Consider the following 15,456-nt stretch of genomic DNA (forward strand, 5'->3'; position numbering starts at 1 on the left):
CCAAAGCAGGCAATCTCGCGTTTTGACAACATATTCGTTTTCGCAAAACCCGATAGCTATGAAACACCTTGCCCTTTATACTTTCCTGTTCTTTGTATTTAGCCCCATTTTTCTGTTGCGCGCTCAGACTCCCCAAATTACAGATTTCAGGCTTGACGGCGATGCCCGCCAATCGGGCGGCAATTGCATTACCCTCACCCCCGATTATCAGTGGTCCTCCGGATCGATTTGGTACAAGAAAGCCATCAGCCTTAAGTCTTCCTTTGACATGCAGTTGAGGGTTATGCTCGGGTGTAAGGACCGCGACGGAGCGGATGGGATGGTTTTCGTTTTCCACCCTTACGCCGAGCGGACCGGCTACCGGGGGGAAGGGATGGGCTTTGCGGGGCTGAACCCAGCAATTGGTATCGAAATTGACACTTGGCAAAACGAGCATCTGGGCGACCCCTGGCAGGATCATGTAGCCATCCTCAGAGACGGCAGTGTCAACCACGGCTTCAACCTGGCAGGGCCTAAGTGGATTTCCAATATTGAAGACTGCCGGGAGCATGACCTAAACATCAACTGGGCAGCAAACACTCAGACTTTGAGTGTCCGTATCGACGGCAAAGAAGTAATTTCGCTAAAGCGTGACCTGGTCAGGACGATCTTCAGAGGCAAAGAAAAGGTGTACTGGGGGGTGACCTCCGCCACCGGCAATTACAACAACCGGCAAGCCGTCTGCTTTGAAAAGCTGGAATTTGAGCTGGTGGAGGAATTGCCTACGCTGGAACTGCAGGGTCAAAAGCTAAAGGAACTGATGCGCGGCCACTTTATCACCCTGGACCACATTCAGTTTCAGTCCGGTGGAGCGCAACTGACGCCGGCGTCCCGGCAAGAGCTGGATGAACTGGCCCGGATTATGAAAGCCCATCCGGACATGCAGCTGGACATCATCGGGCACACCGATAATGTGGGCGCCGCGGCAACCAACTTGTCTTTATCAGAAAAACGATCGAGAGCGGTGGCGGAATACCTGAAACAAAAGGGCATCTCGCCAAAACGGCTCAATTCCCGGGGCATGGGCGAAAAATACCCCCGCAATTCCAACGACACACAAAGCGGCAGGCTACGCAACCGCCGGGTCGAGCTTAGGTTACTTGAACCTATAGCTTAGCCTTACCGGCACCGCCCGCCGTTTAGCTGGTAAGTGGATGCACCAACCTGCTCTACATTGAGCCCGTAGATGGTCTCCAGCACTTGCAGAAAATCAGGCAAAGGGTCTCCTTCAATTTCTGTAGAGAGTGCACAAGATTGCAAGTCTTTATTGGCCAATTTGAATTCGACTTTGTAATACCGGCCAATTTCCTGCAGCGCATTGCCCAATGCTGCATCACGAAAAACCATTTGCTGGCTATGCCACCCCTGTGCATTGAGTTCGGGAGCAGGCTTCTTGACCAGCTTTTGCTCGTCAGCCTTAAAAACACCGCGCTCCTTCGGCTTGAGTTCGACCTGCTGGCCGACCTGAGCATTTTCCATACGCACCAGGCCCTCTGTCACTTCCACTTCAACAGTGGGTTCTTCCGGATAAGCCCGGAGGTTGAATGCGGTACCCAAAACGGTCGTACGCACTCCGTTAGATTGAATCACGAACGGACGCCCGGGGTCAGGTGCTACTTTGAAGTAAGCCTCACCGGTGAGGGAAACTTGTCTTTTGCCATCAGCAACATCAAAGCTCAGGTAAGAATCCTCATTGAGATAAACAACAGAGGCATCGGGAAGGGTGACTTCCAATTGTTCAGCCGGACCGGTCGTAAAAACCATGCCGGAAGCTCCTTGCCCACGGTTAACGAGCCAGATCGTCCCCAGCGCCATGACGAGCGCGATTGCTGCGGCGATGCTCATCCATTTCCGGGACGTTGACTTCAGCTCTACGGTTTGGGCTTCCCTGGCCCGGTCGGCATCCATGCGGAACTTCAGGCGGGAGAACCCCTTGTCCACATCCGGCTCGTAGCCAGACTTGTAAGACCGACTTTCTGACCACAGCTCTTCGAGTTCCCGATGCAGCCCGGGGTCCTGCTGACTGCGAAAGGCCTCTTCCTCTTCCGGCCGCAACTGACCGGTTCGCTGCCGGTGAAACAATGATATATATCGTGATAATTTCATTCTCATTTGATTCATTCGTCAATAGGACACAGGCATAACCGGCCTCCCCTATCTATTATTTTCCTTTTTTCGAATAATGCTCAAAATGTCATCTGCCCGCCCAAACGTCATATTCTAAAGGGATTGCAGCTTACTTCTTTCGGTCGACCTCCAGCATTTCCCGGAGCAGTTTCAATGCCTTTGCCATCTGATTTTCGACGGTCTTGGGCGATATCTCCAGTTGTTCAGCAATTTCCCGGTAGCTCATATCTTCGAACCTACTGAGTACGAAAACGATACGGCACCGTTCGGGCAGTGCATCAATCGCGGCATCTATTCTCGACTGCAGGTGCTCAGCAGCCATTAGCTCAGGAGCCGTAGCTTCTGTACTTTTCTGTACAGGCGCCTGCTCTTCCTCCGTGAATTTTATGCGCTGATCGCGGACGAAATTAAGCGCTTTGTTCACAGCTGCACGCCGTAAATAGCCCTTTAGCGATGAGGCAACCTGGATGCGGCCCCGCTTCCGCCAAAGTTCATAAAACACATCCTGCGCCAGGTCTTCTACGAGATTGCTATCCGGAATGATTTTATACACCGCCTTGCAAACATAGGCGTAGTACTGCCTGAAAATCAGCTCAATGCCGCTCTCATCCCCCTGATTCAGCAAATCCAGTAATTCCTGATCTGTCCGTTGCTGTTGCAATTTAGTTGGTGCTTTTAACATAGTAGGCCAGCACAGCTGCAAAGCTACTGACTGATTCCTATCCACAATATAATACATCCTCAGAACATAGCGTACACTGGTTTGAGCACTACCAAATATTCAGCTTGATCTTTTGAATAAGTAAAAATAATCGAATACCTTAGTCGGCATTATTTAACTAAGTGCTTCAAAAAACTTCTTGTAGATACCGATAACGACTTTAAACCAAACTTTACACCTGCAAGCAAGATGCCTGAGCTGGCCCTGAACAAAATGGCTCTCCGGCAAAGGCAAATCACTCACAACCATGAAGAAACTTCTCTTTTTTATCCTTAGCCTTTTTGCCCCTTTTGCAATCTGGGCGCAAGATGGTGGCTCAACTATTGACGACAAAATCAACTCCATAATGGAGCCGCTCACCCAGGTGGTGGAGAGCGTCGTATTCGTCCCCATTACGGTAGCGGGCTTTACTATACCTTTTGTATTGGTCTGGCTCATTGCTGGCGCACTCATTTTTACGATTTATACTGGCTTTGTGAATATCAGGGCTTTTGGTCACGCCATCAACGTGGTACGCGGTAAGTACGACGATCCAAATGATGCAGGGGAAGTTTCTCACTTCCAGGCACTTACCGCTGCCCTTTCGGGTACAGTTGGGATCGGAAATATTGCCGGGGTAGCCATCGCAGTATCTGTAGGCGGGCCTGGTGCCACCTTTTGGATGATCGTGGCCGGTATATTTGGGATGACCTCCAAGTTCGTGGAATGCTCTCTTGGTGTAATGTACCGAAATTATAATGTGGATGGCTCTGTCTCCGGTGGCCCGATGTACTACCTCGATAAAGGTTTTAAGGAAAAAGGGGCTACAATGGGCGTCATCGGAAAAATACTGGCTGTGCTTTTTGCGATCGCCTGTATTGGTGGTTCATTCGGTGGTGGCAATATGGTGCAGGTCAATCAGGCCGCACAGCAATTCATAGACGTAACTGGCGGAAAGGAGAGCTTTATTGCGGACAGCTCCTGGATGTTCGGCGCGGTTATGGCTGTCATTGTAGCCATTATCATCATCGGTGGCATTAAGTCCATCGCCCGGGTAACCGACAAAATTGTCCCGTTTATGGTGGGCATTTATGTGCTGGGCGCAGTCGTTGTTTTGGTCTACCACTATGCTGACATCCCCGCCGCTTTTGGAGAAATCATTGGTGGTGCCTTCAACGCAGATGCCCTCTACGGCGGCTTCATCGGTGTCCTGATACAGGGCTTCCGGCGGGCGGCATTTTCGAATGAGGCAGGTGTGGGCTCTGCATCTATCGCTCACTCTGCGGTGCGTACTGATGAGCCGATCTCAGAAGGTGTTGTAGCGCTTCTTGAGCCTTTTATTGACACCGTTGTGATTTGTACGATGACGGCTTTAGTTATTGTTATCACCAACTATGGCGGCATTGGCGCAGAGCAGGCTTTCCTGAGCGACCAAAATGGCGACCTGGACGGCATCACCCTCACTTCTTCTGCCTTTGAAACAGTGATGGCTTGGTTCCCACCTATCCTTTCCGTTGCGGTTATTCTTTTTGCCTTGTCTACGATGATCAGCTGGTCGTACTATGGCCTGAAGGCGTGGACCTACCTCTTCGGTGAAAACAAAACCAATGAGTTGATTTACAAAGCGATCTTCTGTGCCTTTGTTGTGATTGGTTCTGCCATCTCTGCCAAAAGTGTTTTCGACTTTGGCGATGCGATGATCTTCGCGATGTGCTTCCCTAATGTGATGGGGCTTTACGTACTCATGCCCAATGTGATGCGGGCCTACAAGGACTACATGAGACGGATTAAGTCCGGAGAAATAGCGGCTACAAAGTAAGATAGCATAGGGCGCATCAGTTTTAATAGCTGATGCGCTCTTTTGCTTTAGAGCGGCTGTAAATCAGGCGCCACCCATCTTGACCTTGCCCGAACCGATTGCAGCAGATTTTCGCTATAGAAGGATTTGGGATAACCGGATGCCGACTGAGGGGACTGCAGCAGCGCCCTTAAAGCTTCCTCGTAATTTAGATGTGGATGCTCCTCCAGAAACTGTTTCAAAACGGCAATCCAGAAGACAGTCAGTGTTTCGTGGTAGCCCGCTTCGGGCGTGTTTTGGTGCCCAAGGTAGAGATTGTAGGCGATAATGCCATTTCGCATCCGGCAAAGGGCCTCATCTTCTCCTTTGTGGAACACGTACCAGAGCGCCACTTTCAAATGCGCCTCATGCGTCCAGCCTGCTTCCGGTATGGCCTGCCGCTCAAAGCCACAGACTAACTTTTCAACGGGTGACAGGGCTGGTTCTGGCTTAAAATCCTCCGGCAAAAGCGAGAAGCTGAAGGAATCCGTATTCTTTCCCTCAAACCGGTAATGCCGCCGGGCATAGCCTTCTCTACGGAACCCGAACTTACGCAACAGGCTCATGGAAGCCCAGTTGTCAACCGCAGTGAGGGCTTCGATACGCTCCAGTCCGAGTTCTTCAAATCCAAACTTCAACGCTACTGGTAAAAGCTCCTGCATAAAGCCCTGCCCCCAGTCCTCCGTGTCGTACAGACTGTAGCCAATTTCCGCCCGGCGGTGCCGTCTGAAAATAATGTGATAGGAAAAATCACCGATTAGCTTCCCGGTATCTTTACGGTACAACAACCAGTTGTGCATCCCCAGGCGCGGACAGTCCAGGCCATAGGTCAGGAAGCGCTCTTTAACGCCAGTGTACATTTCTGGCGTGGGGCAATTCAGGGCAGCCCTCAGCGTCTCGTCATTTAACTTGGAAGTCAGCGCCTTAAAGGGTGCCGGATTGAGCGTACGAAGCAAGAGCCGCCCGGTATCCAATGTGGGCAAATTCAGATCAGGCATGCGTTATTGGTTTTCGAAAGAACCCTTACCAGAATTAGGAAGTTCCCCGCCGGGGTATTTTAAGGCTTTTATCCAGCCAGCCCATCTTTGGGAGGTATTGTATATAGTACCAAAACATGGCGATGATAACGCCCATGAATGCGCCCAGATAAACGTCTTTGAAAAAGTGCTGGGTAAGGTAAATACGGGACAAACCTACAATAAGCGCCAGCAGAAAGCATAAAGCGCCGGTGGTCTTTTTGTTCGGCATACAGAAAGCCATGAAGGCAAAAAGAGCGAAGCCTGCCATCGTATGCCCACTTGGGAAACTGGTGGCGCCGGAGTGCACTTTGATGCCTTCCACTAGGTTGAGCTGCCCGGCAATGCCCAGCTTCTCAAAATAGGCGAAGGGGCGGTCATGCGCAAAAAACGATTTGGAGGCATAAGAAATAGCAGATACACTGAAACCCAGAAACGGAAGAGTAATCGCGTGCCGGAACTTAATAAACAGAAGCACCAATCCGGCCAGAATAAAACCAATGGGCTCTCCAAGCTTAGTCCCGTTCACAAACAGCAAGTCCAGCAACCCACTGCGGTGCCTGCTGAAAAACCACACAAAGGCGCCAGTTTCCATCAGGAATAGCAAGACAGCTCCAAATAAAAGAAATTGAACCATACCGGAAAAAAACCAGCGGTTCAATCGCCATAAATCAGACAGCGGGGTCATGTTCGGCTTTTCGTTTTTTGAATAAGTTGATGATGGCTTTGAAGAAATTTGCGTACTGATCGATGTTGACCAGTTTACTGTCATTCATCGCCTTGCGGGTCAGCAAAACCCCGATGGGGAACAGCACCGTACAGGGCACCCAGGCCGCAATCGCAGCGGGCAGCACGAAAGACTCGGCAATTTTCCGGCAGAAAATCGTCAGTACGATGAAGATCATGAAAAAGATGATCGAGATCAGGATGGGGTACCCAAAACCGCCTTTGCGTACAATCGCGCCCATCGGTGCACCAATGAATACAAAGATGAAGCAAACCAGCGCCATACTGTATTTGGTATGCAGCTCATAGATGTGCTTGACCCGGCTTTCCTGCAGCCGGTCGATGGAGCGGGTGGCCGATTCGGCATGCGCCTGAATACTGCGGATAAAGGACTTCGACTTATTGACCAGCCTGAGGCGCTCAGCTTCCGTGAACAACATCAGGATGCTCTCATACTCTTCGACTGGCTTCTCAATCACCTGCTTGATGGGGCGCCCTTCGAAGGACTTGATGGGTTTGCGGTTGATTTTTTCATCGGGTTTGAATGCCGGCTGTTTGCTGTCGGCTTCAGGGTTTTCGGCTGGAGCCTCAGCCTTAATGGAATCGACAGCCTCCGTTTGTTCTTCTGCAGCTTCGCTCGCTTTGGCCTCCAGCTTTTCCTCTTCGGCTCTGATGCGCTCGGCTTCCGCTGCGGCAAGCTTATCTTCTTCATCCGGATTATCCAGGAAGGTGCTGTCCAGCTCCAGTACATCAAAATAGGAACTAAACTGATTGGAGATACCCACTTCCCGGCGCCGAATTTTTTGCTCCAGAGAGTCTACCGCATCGGCCAGCTGACCGCTCGTCAACATACTACGGTTAGACTTGAAAAGGTCCTCATTAGTCCGGTTGAGGTTAAATTCGCTCAGATCGAAGACCTTGTACCAGCTTTTGAAATTGGTGCGTACAAATGGGTAGGACCGGCTGTTGGCTGACCCCGATGGATCCCCTTCCATATATTGATGCCCGTTGTGCAGGTTCATCATGAAGTAGCTCCCATCCTCAGTGGCGTACATTTCCCCCTCACTGGCTATAATCTGAGACAGCTTGCCTTTGTTGGCATCAGTGTGGTCGTAGATGAGTACGTCTTCTATCCGTTTCCCATCGCCTGGCTTGTTGCCAATATGGATGGCGTATCCGTCAAAATCGTCATTAAAAATGCCAGCCTCCAGCCGCAGTGCAGGCTTTTGTTTCTGGATATCGTACATCCTGGAGCCGAATTTTAGGTTGGCTACCGGAATAAGGTTGTTGGAACAGAAAAAAGAAGCCAGGACCGCAAAGAAACCAAACCCGATCATAGGCCGCATGATCCGGGCCAGAGACACACCGGCAGACTTAAAGCTCGACAGCTCGTAACGCTCTGCCATATTGCCCATCACCATGACGGAAGAAATCAATACCGCCAGCGGCAGGGCCATCGGCACCAGGGAGAGGCTTTTGTACCCCATCAGCTCCAGGATGAGAAACAACCCCAGCCCCTTGCCCGCTATATCGTCGATGTACAGCCAAAGTACCTGCATCACCAAAACGAACATCGCAATCATGAATGTCACGATAAATGGCGGGATAAAACTCTTGATCAGTAAGCGGTCGACAATCTTCATAGATTCACAAATAGACTTTATGCGTTGCGCAAAGGTACAACGTCTCATAACAACTCTATATGGTGTGCCAAAGGTTGACTTTATATTAACTTTAAATTTTTTATTGCCCGGCTGTAACTTTCCGTTAACCCTTGCCGTCACCTTAGTGAACGCAGTTTAGAGACGGAAACAAAAGAAGTTAGACCGTTTGAGTTTTTGCGACACTCCATAAGCATTTGAAAACTTAGAAGTTGCGTTGGATTATCGCAAAAACCTAAAGAGAAAACGGTCTAGCTTCTTTCCGTCAAACTACTGAAAGAGCGTAATGAACCTGGAAACATTCAAATCAGACATACTGCCCATCAAAAATAAACTCTACAGGGTCGCCCTTCGCATAACGGCTAACCCACAGGAGGCAGAGGATGTGGTGCAGGAAACCCTGATCAAAGTCTGGGAACAACGCCAGCAGCTGGGTATAGTCCGCAACATCGAAGCCTGGTGCATGCAGCTGACCAAAAACCGGTCCATCGACAAGCGCCGTCTTCGGTTCAACCAAAACGAAGGGCTGGATGGTGCCTATGGGCTGAGCAGCTCAGCGCATACGCCCGATCAGCAAGCGGAACTCTCGGACAGCTACCTGCAAATTCAGAAACTGATGCAGGAACTGCCCGAAAACCAAAGAATGGCCATGCAGCTCCGGGATGTGGATGGATTTACCTATCAGGAAATCTCTGATACCCTGGAAATGCCCCTGGCACAGGTAAAAACGAACATTTTCAGAGCTCGAAAGAGCATCCGAAATAAATTAACCGCCTTATGGACCACCAATTGATACGGCAATTACTCAACCGCTATTTCGAAGGGCAAACCAGCCTTAAAGAAGAAGCTCAACTTCGGCGTGCCTTTCAGCGCACCGACCTGCCGGAAGACCTAAAGGGGTACCGCCCCTTGTTTGGGTACCTGGAGCAAAATGCCGCCCAGGAACTGGGCGATGCCTTTGATGCCAAATTACTGGCGCAACTGCAGCCTCAGGAAGCCAAAGTCCGGCACCTTTCTGCCAGAACATGGGTATTGCGGGTAGCAGCCGCTGTAGCCCTTGCCATCGGTGCTTTCTGGATGTACGAAGGCTTTCAGCCCGCGCAGCATCAGGAAGTGGCCGGCGTAGACTGGTCCAAATACGAAGTGGAAGACCCCGAACAGGCGTTTGCGATTACCAGCAGCGCCCTCAAGCGGGCTTCCTTAGAACTCAATCAGGGAACTGACGTGGCTGCTCAGGGCTTTGAGCGCAACCTCAAAGAGATCAGCCGCTTTTTTGAATAACCAACCTTTACTCATCCGATTGTTTATCCGTAAATCTTAAATCATGAAGACCTCAAAGTGGATTTTTACCGCCTTGATGCTGGGCATCGTCAGCATCGCCTCAGCGCAGACCTCCAATGCCAATGCCATTGACAAGTACTTTCAGCAATACCTCGATGATGACCGCTTCACCGTGGTCTACATCAGCTCCAAACTGATGAGCATGTTCGGAAAGCTGGATGTGGAATCTATGGAAATGGACGACAACGAGACTGCTGCCATTATTGACCTGGCCTCCGACCTCAAGGGCATCCGAATCCTCGTCGCAGAGGAGAATGGTGCCGGCTTTTACAAGGAAGCCAAGCAGAAGATCAACACCACCGAATACGAAATCCTCATGACCGTGCGTAATGCCGACGAGCAAAACGTCGACTTCCTGGTCAAGGAAGATGCCGCAGGGACCATGGAAGAACTCCTGCTGCTGGTCGGCGGTGGGGAAGAATTCGTGCTGATGAGCTTTGTGGGCAAAATCGACATGGAGAAAATCTCCAGGCTCATCAATGAGTTTGACGACAACGAAGAGCCTGCCGAGCAGAAACAGTAAATTAGTTCATCAAAGCAATGGTTGGGGTCTTGTACCCCGCCATTACTGTTTACTCCACCACAAACCTGATCGCCATGAGACTGCCCATTCTTATTTTTTGTGCCGCAGTTTTTGCATTTACGTCCTGCAGCAGCCCCAAAACGACAGCTCAGTTTTACCAAACCCACAAAAAGCAGCCCGGAGTGGTCAACTTCAAGCTGCCCGGCTGGGTCATGTGGCTGGGCGGAGGCATTGTGTACAACAGTGTGAAAGATGAGGAAACCAAAGTTGCCCTGCGCTATGCCCGAAAAATAGGCAAGTTCCGTATGCTGGCTTCTGAAAAAGGAGCGGCCCTGCCGGAGTCCGAGATCAAAGCCTTTGTCAAAAACATTCAGGACAATGGGTACGAAGACCTGTTGCAGGTGGACAGCGAAGGCTCTTCCGTCCGGATCATGGCACGGGACAACCGCAATAAAATTAAAAACCTCTTGCTCCTGGTCCGTGATGAAGATGGCTTTGTGTTTATGGATATGAAGTCCCGGATCAAATACTCGGAGATTTCTGACCTCATCAATTACTTCATCAAAATGGGCGAGCAAAAAGGGGAACAGGAAGAGGCGGAGCAACCCAAGCCTGCCCCTGCGATCCCAAGGGTTTGACCCCCGTATTTTAATCACCCGAAACCACTCTATACCATGCGAGATTTCATTCTATTGTGCCTGTTGGCCCTCATCCCGGTATTTGGCATAAGCCAAACTCATTTCATCTCTGAGTTTTATGATCAGTACAAAGACCAGGATCAGGTCAGCCATATCGACATACAGGGCTGGCTCCTCAAGCTGAAAATCAATGCAGAGGAAGCAGAAGGTGCAGACAAAATCATTGATAAAATCACCCAGCTGCGCATCCTGACGATGGACGATGGCAACCTCGTCACCCCGAAGGAGTACCAAAAGCTGCTGAAGAATATGCGCCAAAACGGCTTCGAAGAGCTCTTCCGGGTACGCGAAGGCCATGAAGATGTGGGGCTTTATATCCGGGAGGAAAACAAAAAGGTCACCAACGTCCTGTTGACCGTTCATGGCCAGGACAACTTCATTTTGCTCAGTCTGGAAGGCCTGCTGAAATTCAGTGACCTCAATGACCTGCACCTGGACATTGAAGGCATGGAGCACTTTGAAAACCTGCCGGATAAAAAAGAGGATATTCCACGTGTGTAATCCGTTCTTGTAGATCATTCACCTGACACTTACCCCGGGCAACCTTAGTTGTCCGGGGTATTTTGATTTGCGCCTGAATGCAGAGATTTTATTTATCTTTCGCCTAAAACATGCGGTTTACTCTTTTCACCCTTTGCCTTTTTGCTCTAAATGTGGTGTTTGCGCAAAATCCCGTCCCCGCCACTCCTGCCCAATCCCGTATCCAAAGTTATACCCAACGGCAGGCACTCCGGGAAGCTTCCATCGCCAACGCCATTGAGTTTCGCAACGTCGGCCCAACTGTGATGAGCGGGCGCGTGGCCGATATTGACGTTTGGGAAGAAGACCCCACCCATTTTTACGTCGCTTATGCCTCCGGTGGGCTCTGGAAAACGGAAAACAACGGTCTTTCTTTTACCCCTTTGTTCGACAAAGAAGTGGTTATGACCATTGGCGATATCGCAGTGGACTGGAACAACGGCACCATCTGGGTAGGCACGGGAGAAGTCAATGCCAGCCGCTCTTCCTATGCAGGCACCGGCATTTACAAAAGTACCGATGAGGGCAAATCCTGGACACACCTCGGCCTGCCGGAGACTCACCACATTGGCCGCATCCTCCTGCACCCCAATGACCCGAATACCGCCTGGGTGGCCGCCCTTGGACATCTCTATTCTTCCAATCCCGAACGGGGTCTTTATAAAACCACCGATGGTGGCAAATCCTGGGACCGCACCCTCTACGCCGGACCGGAAACCGGTGTGGTTGACCTCATCATGGAGCCGGGCAACCCTGACGTGCTGTACGCCGCCACCTGGCAACGGGAACGGCGCGCCTGGAACTTCGTGGAGTCCGGTGCGGAATCTGCCATTTACAAAAGTACGGACGGAGGCAATACCTGGGCCCGCCTGACGAACATCAACAGCGGATTCCCAACCGGCGAAGGTGCAGGGCGAATCGGTCTTGATATCGTACAAGCAGATGGCAACACCATACTCTACGCCGCTATCGACAACTACGGCCGCCGCCCCGCAAAGGAAAAAGAAGATGAACTGACTAAGGCTGAGCTGCGCAAAATGTCCAAAGAAACTTTCCTCGAACTGCCACCCTATCAAATCAAAGCGTACCTGCGCAGCAATGGTTTCCCTAAAAAATACGATTTGGAGACGGTACTGGAAATGGTCAAAACGGATGAAATCACTCCACAAGACCTGGTCGCCTACGTGGAAGACGCCAACTCCCTGCTCTTTGATACTCCAGTCATCGGCCTGGAAGTCTACCGCTCCGATAATGGCGGGCGGACCTGGAAGAAGACCCACGATGACTATATCGATCAGGTCTACAATTCCTACGGTTATTATTTTGGGCAAATCCGGGTGGCCCCACAGGACCCCGCTCAGATTTTCGTGATGGGCGTACCCGTACTGCGCTCCGATGATGGCGGTAAGACCTGGACCAACATCATGCAAGACAACGTGCATGCCGATCACCATGGCCTTTGGATTAATCCCAACCGGCCGGAGCACCTTATTCTGGGCAACGATGGTGGCATCAATATTTCCTACGACAACGGCGCGCATTGGGCCAAATGTAACAGCCCGGCTGTCGGGCAATTTTATACGGTTGCCGTTGACCATGCCGAGCCCTACCGCATTTACGGAGGGCTGCAGGACAATGGCGTATGGATGGGCCCCAGCACTTATGAAGCAAGCGATCGCTGGCACGCTACCGGTCAGTACCCCTATAAAGAAATCATGGGCGGGGATGGCATGCAGGTCGCCATTGACCCAAGAGACAACCAAACCGTGTACACCGGGTTCCAGTTTGGCAACTACTTCCGCATCAACACTTCCACAGAAAAAACCACCTACATTACGCCTAAGCCCGACCTGGGAGAGCGCCCCTACCGCTGGAACTGGCAGGCGCCTATCCACTTGTCCATCCACAATCCCGACATTCTGTACATGGGCGCTCATAAAATGCTGCGCTCTATGGACCAGGGTGAGCATTTTGAAGAAATTTCCGGAGACCTCACACAGGGCGGAGTTACCGGCGATGTGCCCTATGGAACCCTCAGCAGCATTCATGAATCGCCCCTGCAATTCGGGCTGTTGTACACCGGCTCTGATGACGGGCTGGTGCACCTGAGCCGGGACGGAGGCTTTAGCTGGTCCAACATCACCAGTAACCTGCCCGGAGATTTGTGGGTGAGCCGGGTGCAAGCTTCCGCCCATCAGAAAAGCCGGGTGTATGTGGCACTGAATGGCTACCGTTGGGATGATTTCACGCCTTACCTGTACGTCTCTGAAGACTATGGAAGCACCTGGCAGCGCATTGGGCAGGACCTCCCCGCTGAGCCCGTCAATGTCATCCGGGAAGACCCGGAGCACCCCGAACTGCTCTACGTGGGCACAGATCACGGCTTGTATATTTCCCTGGACAAAGGCAAGCACTTTATGTTGCTCGACAACAATTTACCTGCCGTAGCCGTCCATGACCTGGCCATTCAAAATACGGCTAAGGAATTGGTGGTGGGCACCCACGGCCGGTCCATTTACGTGGGGCGCATCAAAGAGCTGCAGCAACTGGACAGCAGCCTGATGGCAAATGCACTGCACGCCTTCCCGCCTGACCCCATCCGGTACCGCTCCAATTGGGGCAAAAAATCGGTTTGGGAGCAAACCATACCCAAAGCGCAAATTCCGGTGTATGCCAATAAGCCCGGTAAGGCTTCCGTAACGGTCTCTACCCAGGACAGCCTGGAGCTGCAGAACTTTGAGGTCCAACTTTCAAAGGGGCTAAACTACTTTTCATATGACCTTACGATTAGGAAGGAAGTTCTGGATGAGTACAATAAAATTCTAAATAAAGACAGAGAACCGGACGAGAAGCCGGTCCGAATTAAAGTTATGGACAATGGTAGTGCCTATTTGTACAAGGGGAAATACAGCGTGGAGATTCAATACGGGGAAGTGACCGTTCAGGAAACGCTAAAATTAGAATAAAACGTATAAAAAAACTTGACCCTCAACAATTTATTGCCGATTTTGAATGTTAATATGATCTTAACCAACTTCTTGTTTGTTAAAAACAAAGTCCACTAAACAAAACGCATATGCGCTTCTACATGATTTTTGGCCTGTTCTTACTGACGACAGGCTTATCGGCACAGCAATACAGCAGCCGTTACGCTTCTTCCACCAATAACAGTGAGACCGGTACAGCGGTCTATTATGCCGACTATCTCCACGGCCGTATTACCGCTATGGGCGAGGTGTACCGGCGGGAAGAATACACGGCTGCCCACAAAACTTATCCGAAAGGCACTTTATTAAAAGTTACCCGTCTGGATAACGGCCTGTCTACCGTAGTACGGGTCAATGACCGTGGCCCATTCGTCGAAGGTCTGATGATTGATCTTTCCAAAGCAGCGGCGATGGATATCGGGCTACTCAGAGACGGTAAAGCTCAGGTCCGGATAGAGCCAGTCGGCCAGTCTGATCAAAACCCGAGAGGTGGGCAGCTGACTGCTCAAACCACTTCCCGGTCCGTTCCTCAATCCTACGACAGCTACAGTAGCCAAAGCAACCGCGCCCCTTCTTACAGCTCGTCTTCCTACGAACCACAATACCCGGCTGCAGTTACCCAGAGCAGCTACTCCAGCCGAAGCACTAACACTGCCGACTATACGGCAAAGGGCGGCTCAAACCGCTATTCTGCCTACAATTCAGCGCCACCAGTTGGGCGGGCTTACAGCAACAACAGCACAACTTCCTACAACCAGCCGGTTCAATCCGGCAGGACCTATACCGAGCCTTACAGCAACAATACCAATCTGACCGCCAAAGGAGGCTACGCCAATAATCAACCCCAGTCCTATGGGCAGGTCGGTGGCTCCCTCGCCAGCCGGGCGCCTGGTGCAGCACAAAATCCCTCTAATGCCAGCTCAACTGCTACAGCTCCTACGCTGCCGCGCGGCACACAAGGCTACGCAGTACAGGTCGGTTCCTATCGAAATGCAGAAAATGCTGCCCGCCAGGTAGAAGAATTACAGGCCAAGGGATTAAGCAATATCTTCATCATGAATTCCAACGGGCTCCAGAAAGTAGTCATAGCACCATTTCCCCAAAAGGCAGCTGCCCAGAATTACCTGGACGACCTGCGCCGGTCCTTTATGATTGACGGATTGGTCACGATGATCCGGTAAGGCCTAAATAACTGGAGCAGTATAAAGATTTGCACTGCTCCAGTTATTTACATTTACGCCTCCCCTTCCCTACCTTTTCCACAGACTATTCGCCATATTTT

Annotated in this window: 14 protein-coding genes; 9 read left to right on the top strand and 5 right to left on the bottom strand. The window is 51.1% G+C overall.

Features of this window, described 5'->3' with window-relative positions; all coding sequences use genetic code 11:
* Positions 1–58: 58 nt before the first annotated feature.
* A complete protein-coding gene (locus MRY86_RS26400) occupies positions 59–1,156 on the top strand; it encodes an OmpA family protein (protein WP_293568141.1) in 1,098 nt (365 codons plus the stop codon).
* A gap of 2 nt (positions 1,157–1,158) precedes the next feature.
* Here the strand turns inward: MRY86_RS26400 and MRY86_RS26405 are convergent, their stop codons facing one another.
* Complete coding sequence (locus MRY86_RS26405; protein WP_293568143.1) at positions 1,159–2,145, bottom strand: FecR domain-containing protein; 987 nt, start codon at positions 2,143–2,145, stop codon at positions 1,159–1,161.
* Positions 2,146–2,275: 130 nt separating this feature from the next.
* Positions 2,276–2,827 carry an RNA polymerase sigma-70 factor gene (locus MRY86_RS26410; RefSeq protein WP_293568144.1) on the bottom strand — a complete coding sequence of 184 codons (552 nt, stop codon included), beginning with the start codon at positions 2,825–2,827 and terminating at the stop codon, positions 2,276–2,278.
* Between the two features lie 307 nt (positions 2,828–3,134).
* Here MRY86_RS26410 and MRY86_RS26415 point away from each other — a divergent pair, with 307 nt between their 5' ends.
* Positions 3,135–4,685 (top strand): alanine/glycine:cation symporter family protein, encoded by a 1,551-nt coding sequence (locus MRY86_RS26415; protein WP_293568146.1) that lies wholly within the window; start codon positions 3,135–3,137, stop codon positions 4,683–4,685.
* 47 nt (positions 4,686–4,732) lie between these two features.
* Here MRY86_RS26415 and MRY86_RS26420 read toward each other — a convergent pair whose 3' ends face one another.
* From MRY86_RS26420 to MRY86_RS26430, 3 genes are read right to left on the bottom strand one after another with little or no spacing between them, the layout of a single operon-like run.
* Positions 4,733–5,701 (bottom strand): GNAT family protein, encoded by a 969-nt coding sequence (locus MRY86_RS26420; protein ID WP_293568148.1) that lies wholly within the window; start codon positions 5,699–5,701, stop codon positions 4,733–4,735.
* A gap of 34 nt (positions 5,702–5,735) precedes the next feature.
* Positions 5,736–6,407, bottom strand: coding sequence for a phosphatase PAP2 family protein (locus MRY86_RS26425; protein WP_293568150.1), 672 nt, complete (start codon positions 6,405–6,407; stop codon positions 5,736–5,738).
* Positions 6,391–8,088 (bottom strand): LptF/LptG family permease, encoded by a 1,698-nt coding sequence (locus MRY86_RS26430; protein WP_293568152.1) that lies wholly within the window; start codon positions 8,086–8,088, stop codon positions 6,391–6,393. Before MRY86_RS26430 ends, MRY86_RS26425 begins: the two co-directional genes overlap by 17 nt.
* 304 nt (positions 8,089–8,392) lie before the next feature.
* Between MRY86_RS26430 and MRY86_RS26435 the strand changes: the two genes are divergently transcribed.
* The 7 genes from MRY86_RS26435 (at position 8,393) to MRY86_RS26465 (ending at position 15,355) form a co-directional block, all read left to right on the top strand.
* The gene (locus MRY86_RS26435; RefSeq protein ID WP_293568154.1) at positions 8,393–8,899 is read left to right on the top strand and encodes an RNA polymerase sigma factor; all 507 of its coding nucleotides are present in this window, start codon (positions 8,393–8,395) and stop codon (positions 8,897–8,899) included.
* The gene (locus MRY86_RS26440) at positions 8,884–9,387 is read left to right on the top strand and encodes a hypothetical protein (RefSeq protein ID WP_293568156.1); all 504 of its coding nucleotides are present in this window, start codon (positions 8,884–8,886) and stop codon (positions 9,385–9,387) included. Before MRY86_RS26435 ends, MRY86_RS26440 begins: the two co-directional genes overlap by 16 nt.
* 43 nt (positions 9,388–9,430) lie before the next feature.
* On the top strand, positions 9,431–9,970 hold the full coding sequence (locus MRY86_RS26445; RefSeq protein ID WP_044228547.1) for a DUF4252 domain-containing protein: 540 nt from the start codon (positions 9,431–9,433) through the stop codon (positions 9,968–9,970).
* Between the two features lie 74 nt (positions 9,971–10,044).
* Positions 10,045–10,608 (top strand): DUF4252 domain-containing protein, encoded by a 564-nt coding sequence (locus MRY86_RS26450; RefSeq protein ID WP_293568162.1) that lies wholly within the window; start codon positions 10,045–10,047, stop codon positions 10,606–10,608.
* Between the two features lie 36 nt (positions 10,609–10,644).
* Entirely contained in the window at positions 10,645–11,169 is a 525-nt protein-coding gene (locus MRY86_RS26455) for a DUF4252 domain-containing protein (RefSeq protein ID WP_293568164.1), read from the top strand.
* A 110-nt stretch (positions 11,170–11,279) separates the two neighbouring features.
* Complete coding sequence (locus MRY86_RS26460) at positions 11,280–14,153, top strand: glycosyl hydrolase (protein WP_293568166.1); 2,874 nt, start codon at positions 11,280–11,282, stop codon at positions 14,151–14,153.
* Between the two features lie 110 nt (positions 14,154–14,263).
* A complete protein-coding gene (locus MRY86_RS26465; protein WP_293568168.1) occupies positions 14,264–15,355 on the top strand; it encodes a septal ring lytic transglycosylase RlpA family protein in 1,092 nt (363 codons plus the stop codon).
* Positions 15,356–15,456 lie beyond the last annotated feature (101 nt).

It is taken from the genome of Phaeodactylibacter sp. (genome assembly GCF_022763345.1).
Classification (GTDB): Bacteria; Bacteroidota; Bacteroidia; order Chitinophagales; family Saprospiraceae; genus Phaeodactylibacter.

What these genes read in the sequence shown, in the direction of transcription:
- MRY86_RS26415 (WP_293568146.1), top strand. Translation starts at nt 3,135, where the DNA reads ATGAAGAAACTTCTCTTTTTTATCCTTAGCCTTTTTGCCCCTTTTGCA.
- MRY86_RS26440 (WP_293568156.1), top strand. Translation starts at nt 8,884, where the DNA reads ATGGACCACCAATTGATACGGCAATTACTCAACCGCTATTTCGAAGGG.
- MRY86_RS26430 (WP_293568152.1), bottom strand. Translation starts at nt 8,088, where the DNA reads ATGAAGATTGTCGACCGCTTACTGATCAAGAGTTTTATCCCGCCATTT.
- MRY86_RS26465 (WP_293568168.1), top strand. Translation starts at nt 14,264, where the DNA reads ATGCGCTTCTACATGATTTTTGGCCTGTTCTTACTGACGACAGGCTTA.
- MRY86_RS26455 (WP_293568164.1), top strand. Translation starts at nt 10,645, where the DNA reads ATGCGAGATTTCATTCTATTGTGCCTGTTGGCCCTCATCCCGGTATTT.
- MRY86_RS26405 (WP_293568143.1), bottom strand. Translation starts at nt 2,145, where the DNA reads ATGAAATTATCACGATATATATCATTGTTTCACCGGCAGCGAACCGGT.
- MRY86_RS26435 (WP_293568154.1), top strand. Translation starts at nt 8,393, where the DNA reads ATGAACCTGGAAACATTCAAATCAGACATACTGCCCATCAAAAATAAA.
- MRY86_RS26425 (WP_293568150.1), bottom strand. Translation starts at nt 6,407, where the DNA reads ATGACCCCGCTGTCTGATTTATGGCGATTGAACCGCTGGTTTTTTTCC.
- MRY86_RS26400 (WP_293568141.1), top strand. Translation starts at nt 59, where the DNA reads ATGAAACACCTTGCCCTTTATACTTTCCTGTTCTTTGTATTTAGCCCC.
- MRY86_RS26450 (WP_293568162.1), top strand. Translation starts at nt 10,045, where the DNA reads ATGAGACTGCCCATTCTTATTTTTTGTGCCGCAGTTTTTGCATTTACG.
- MRY86_RS26445 (WP_044228547.1), top strand. Translation starts at nt 9,431, where the DNA reads ATGAAGACCTCAAAGTGGATTTTTACCGCCTTGATGCTGGGCATCGTC.
- MRY86_RS26460 (WP_293568166.1), top strand. Translation starts at nt 11,280, where the DNA reads ATGCGGTTTACTCTTTTCACCCTTTGCCTTTTTGCTCTAAATGTGGTG.
- MRY86_RS26420 (WP_293568148.1), bottom strand. Translation starts at nt 5,701, where the DNA reads ATGCCTGATCTGAATTTGCCCACATTGGATACCGGGCGGCTCTTGCTT.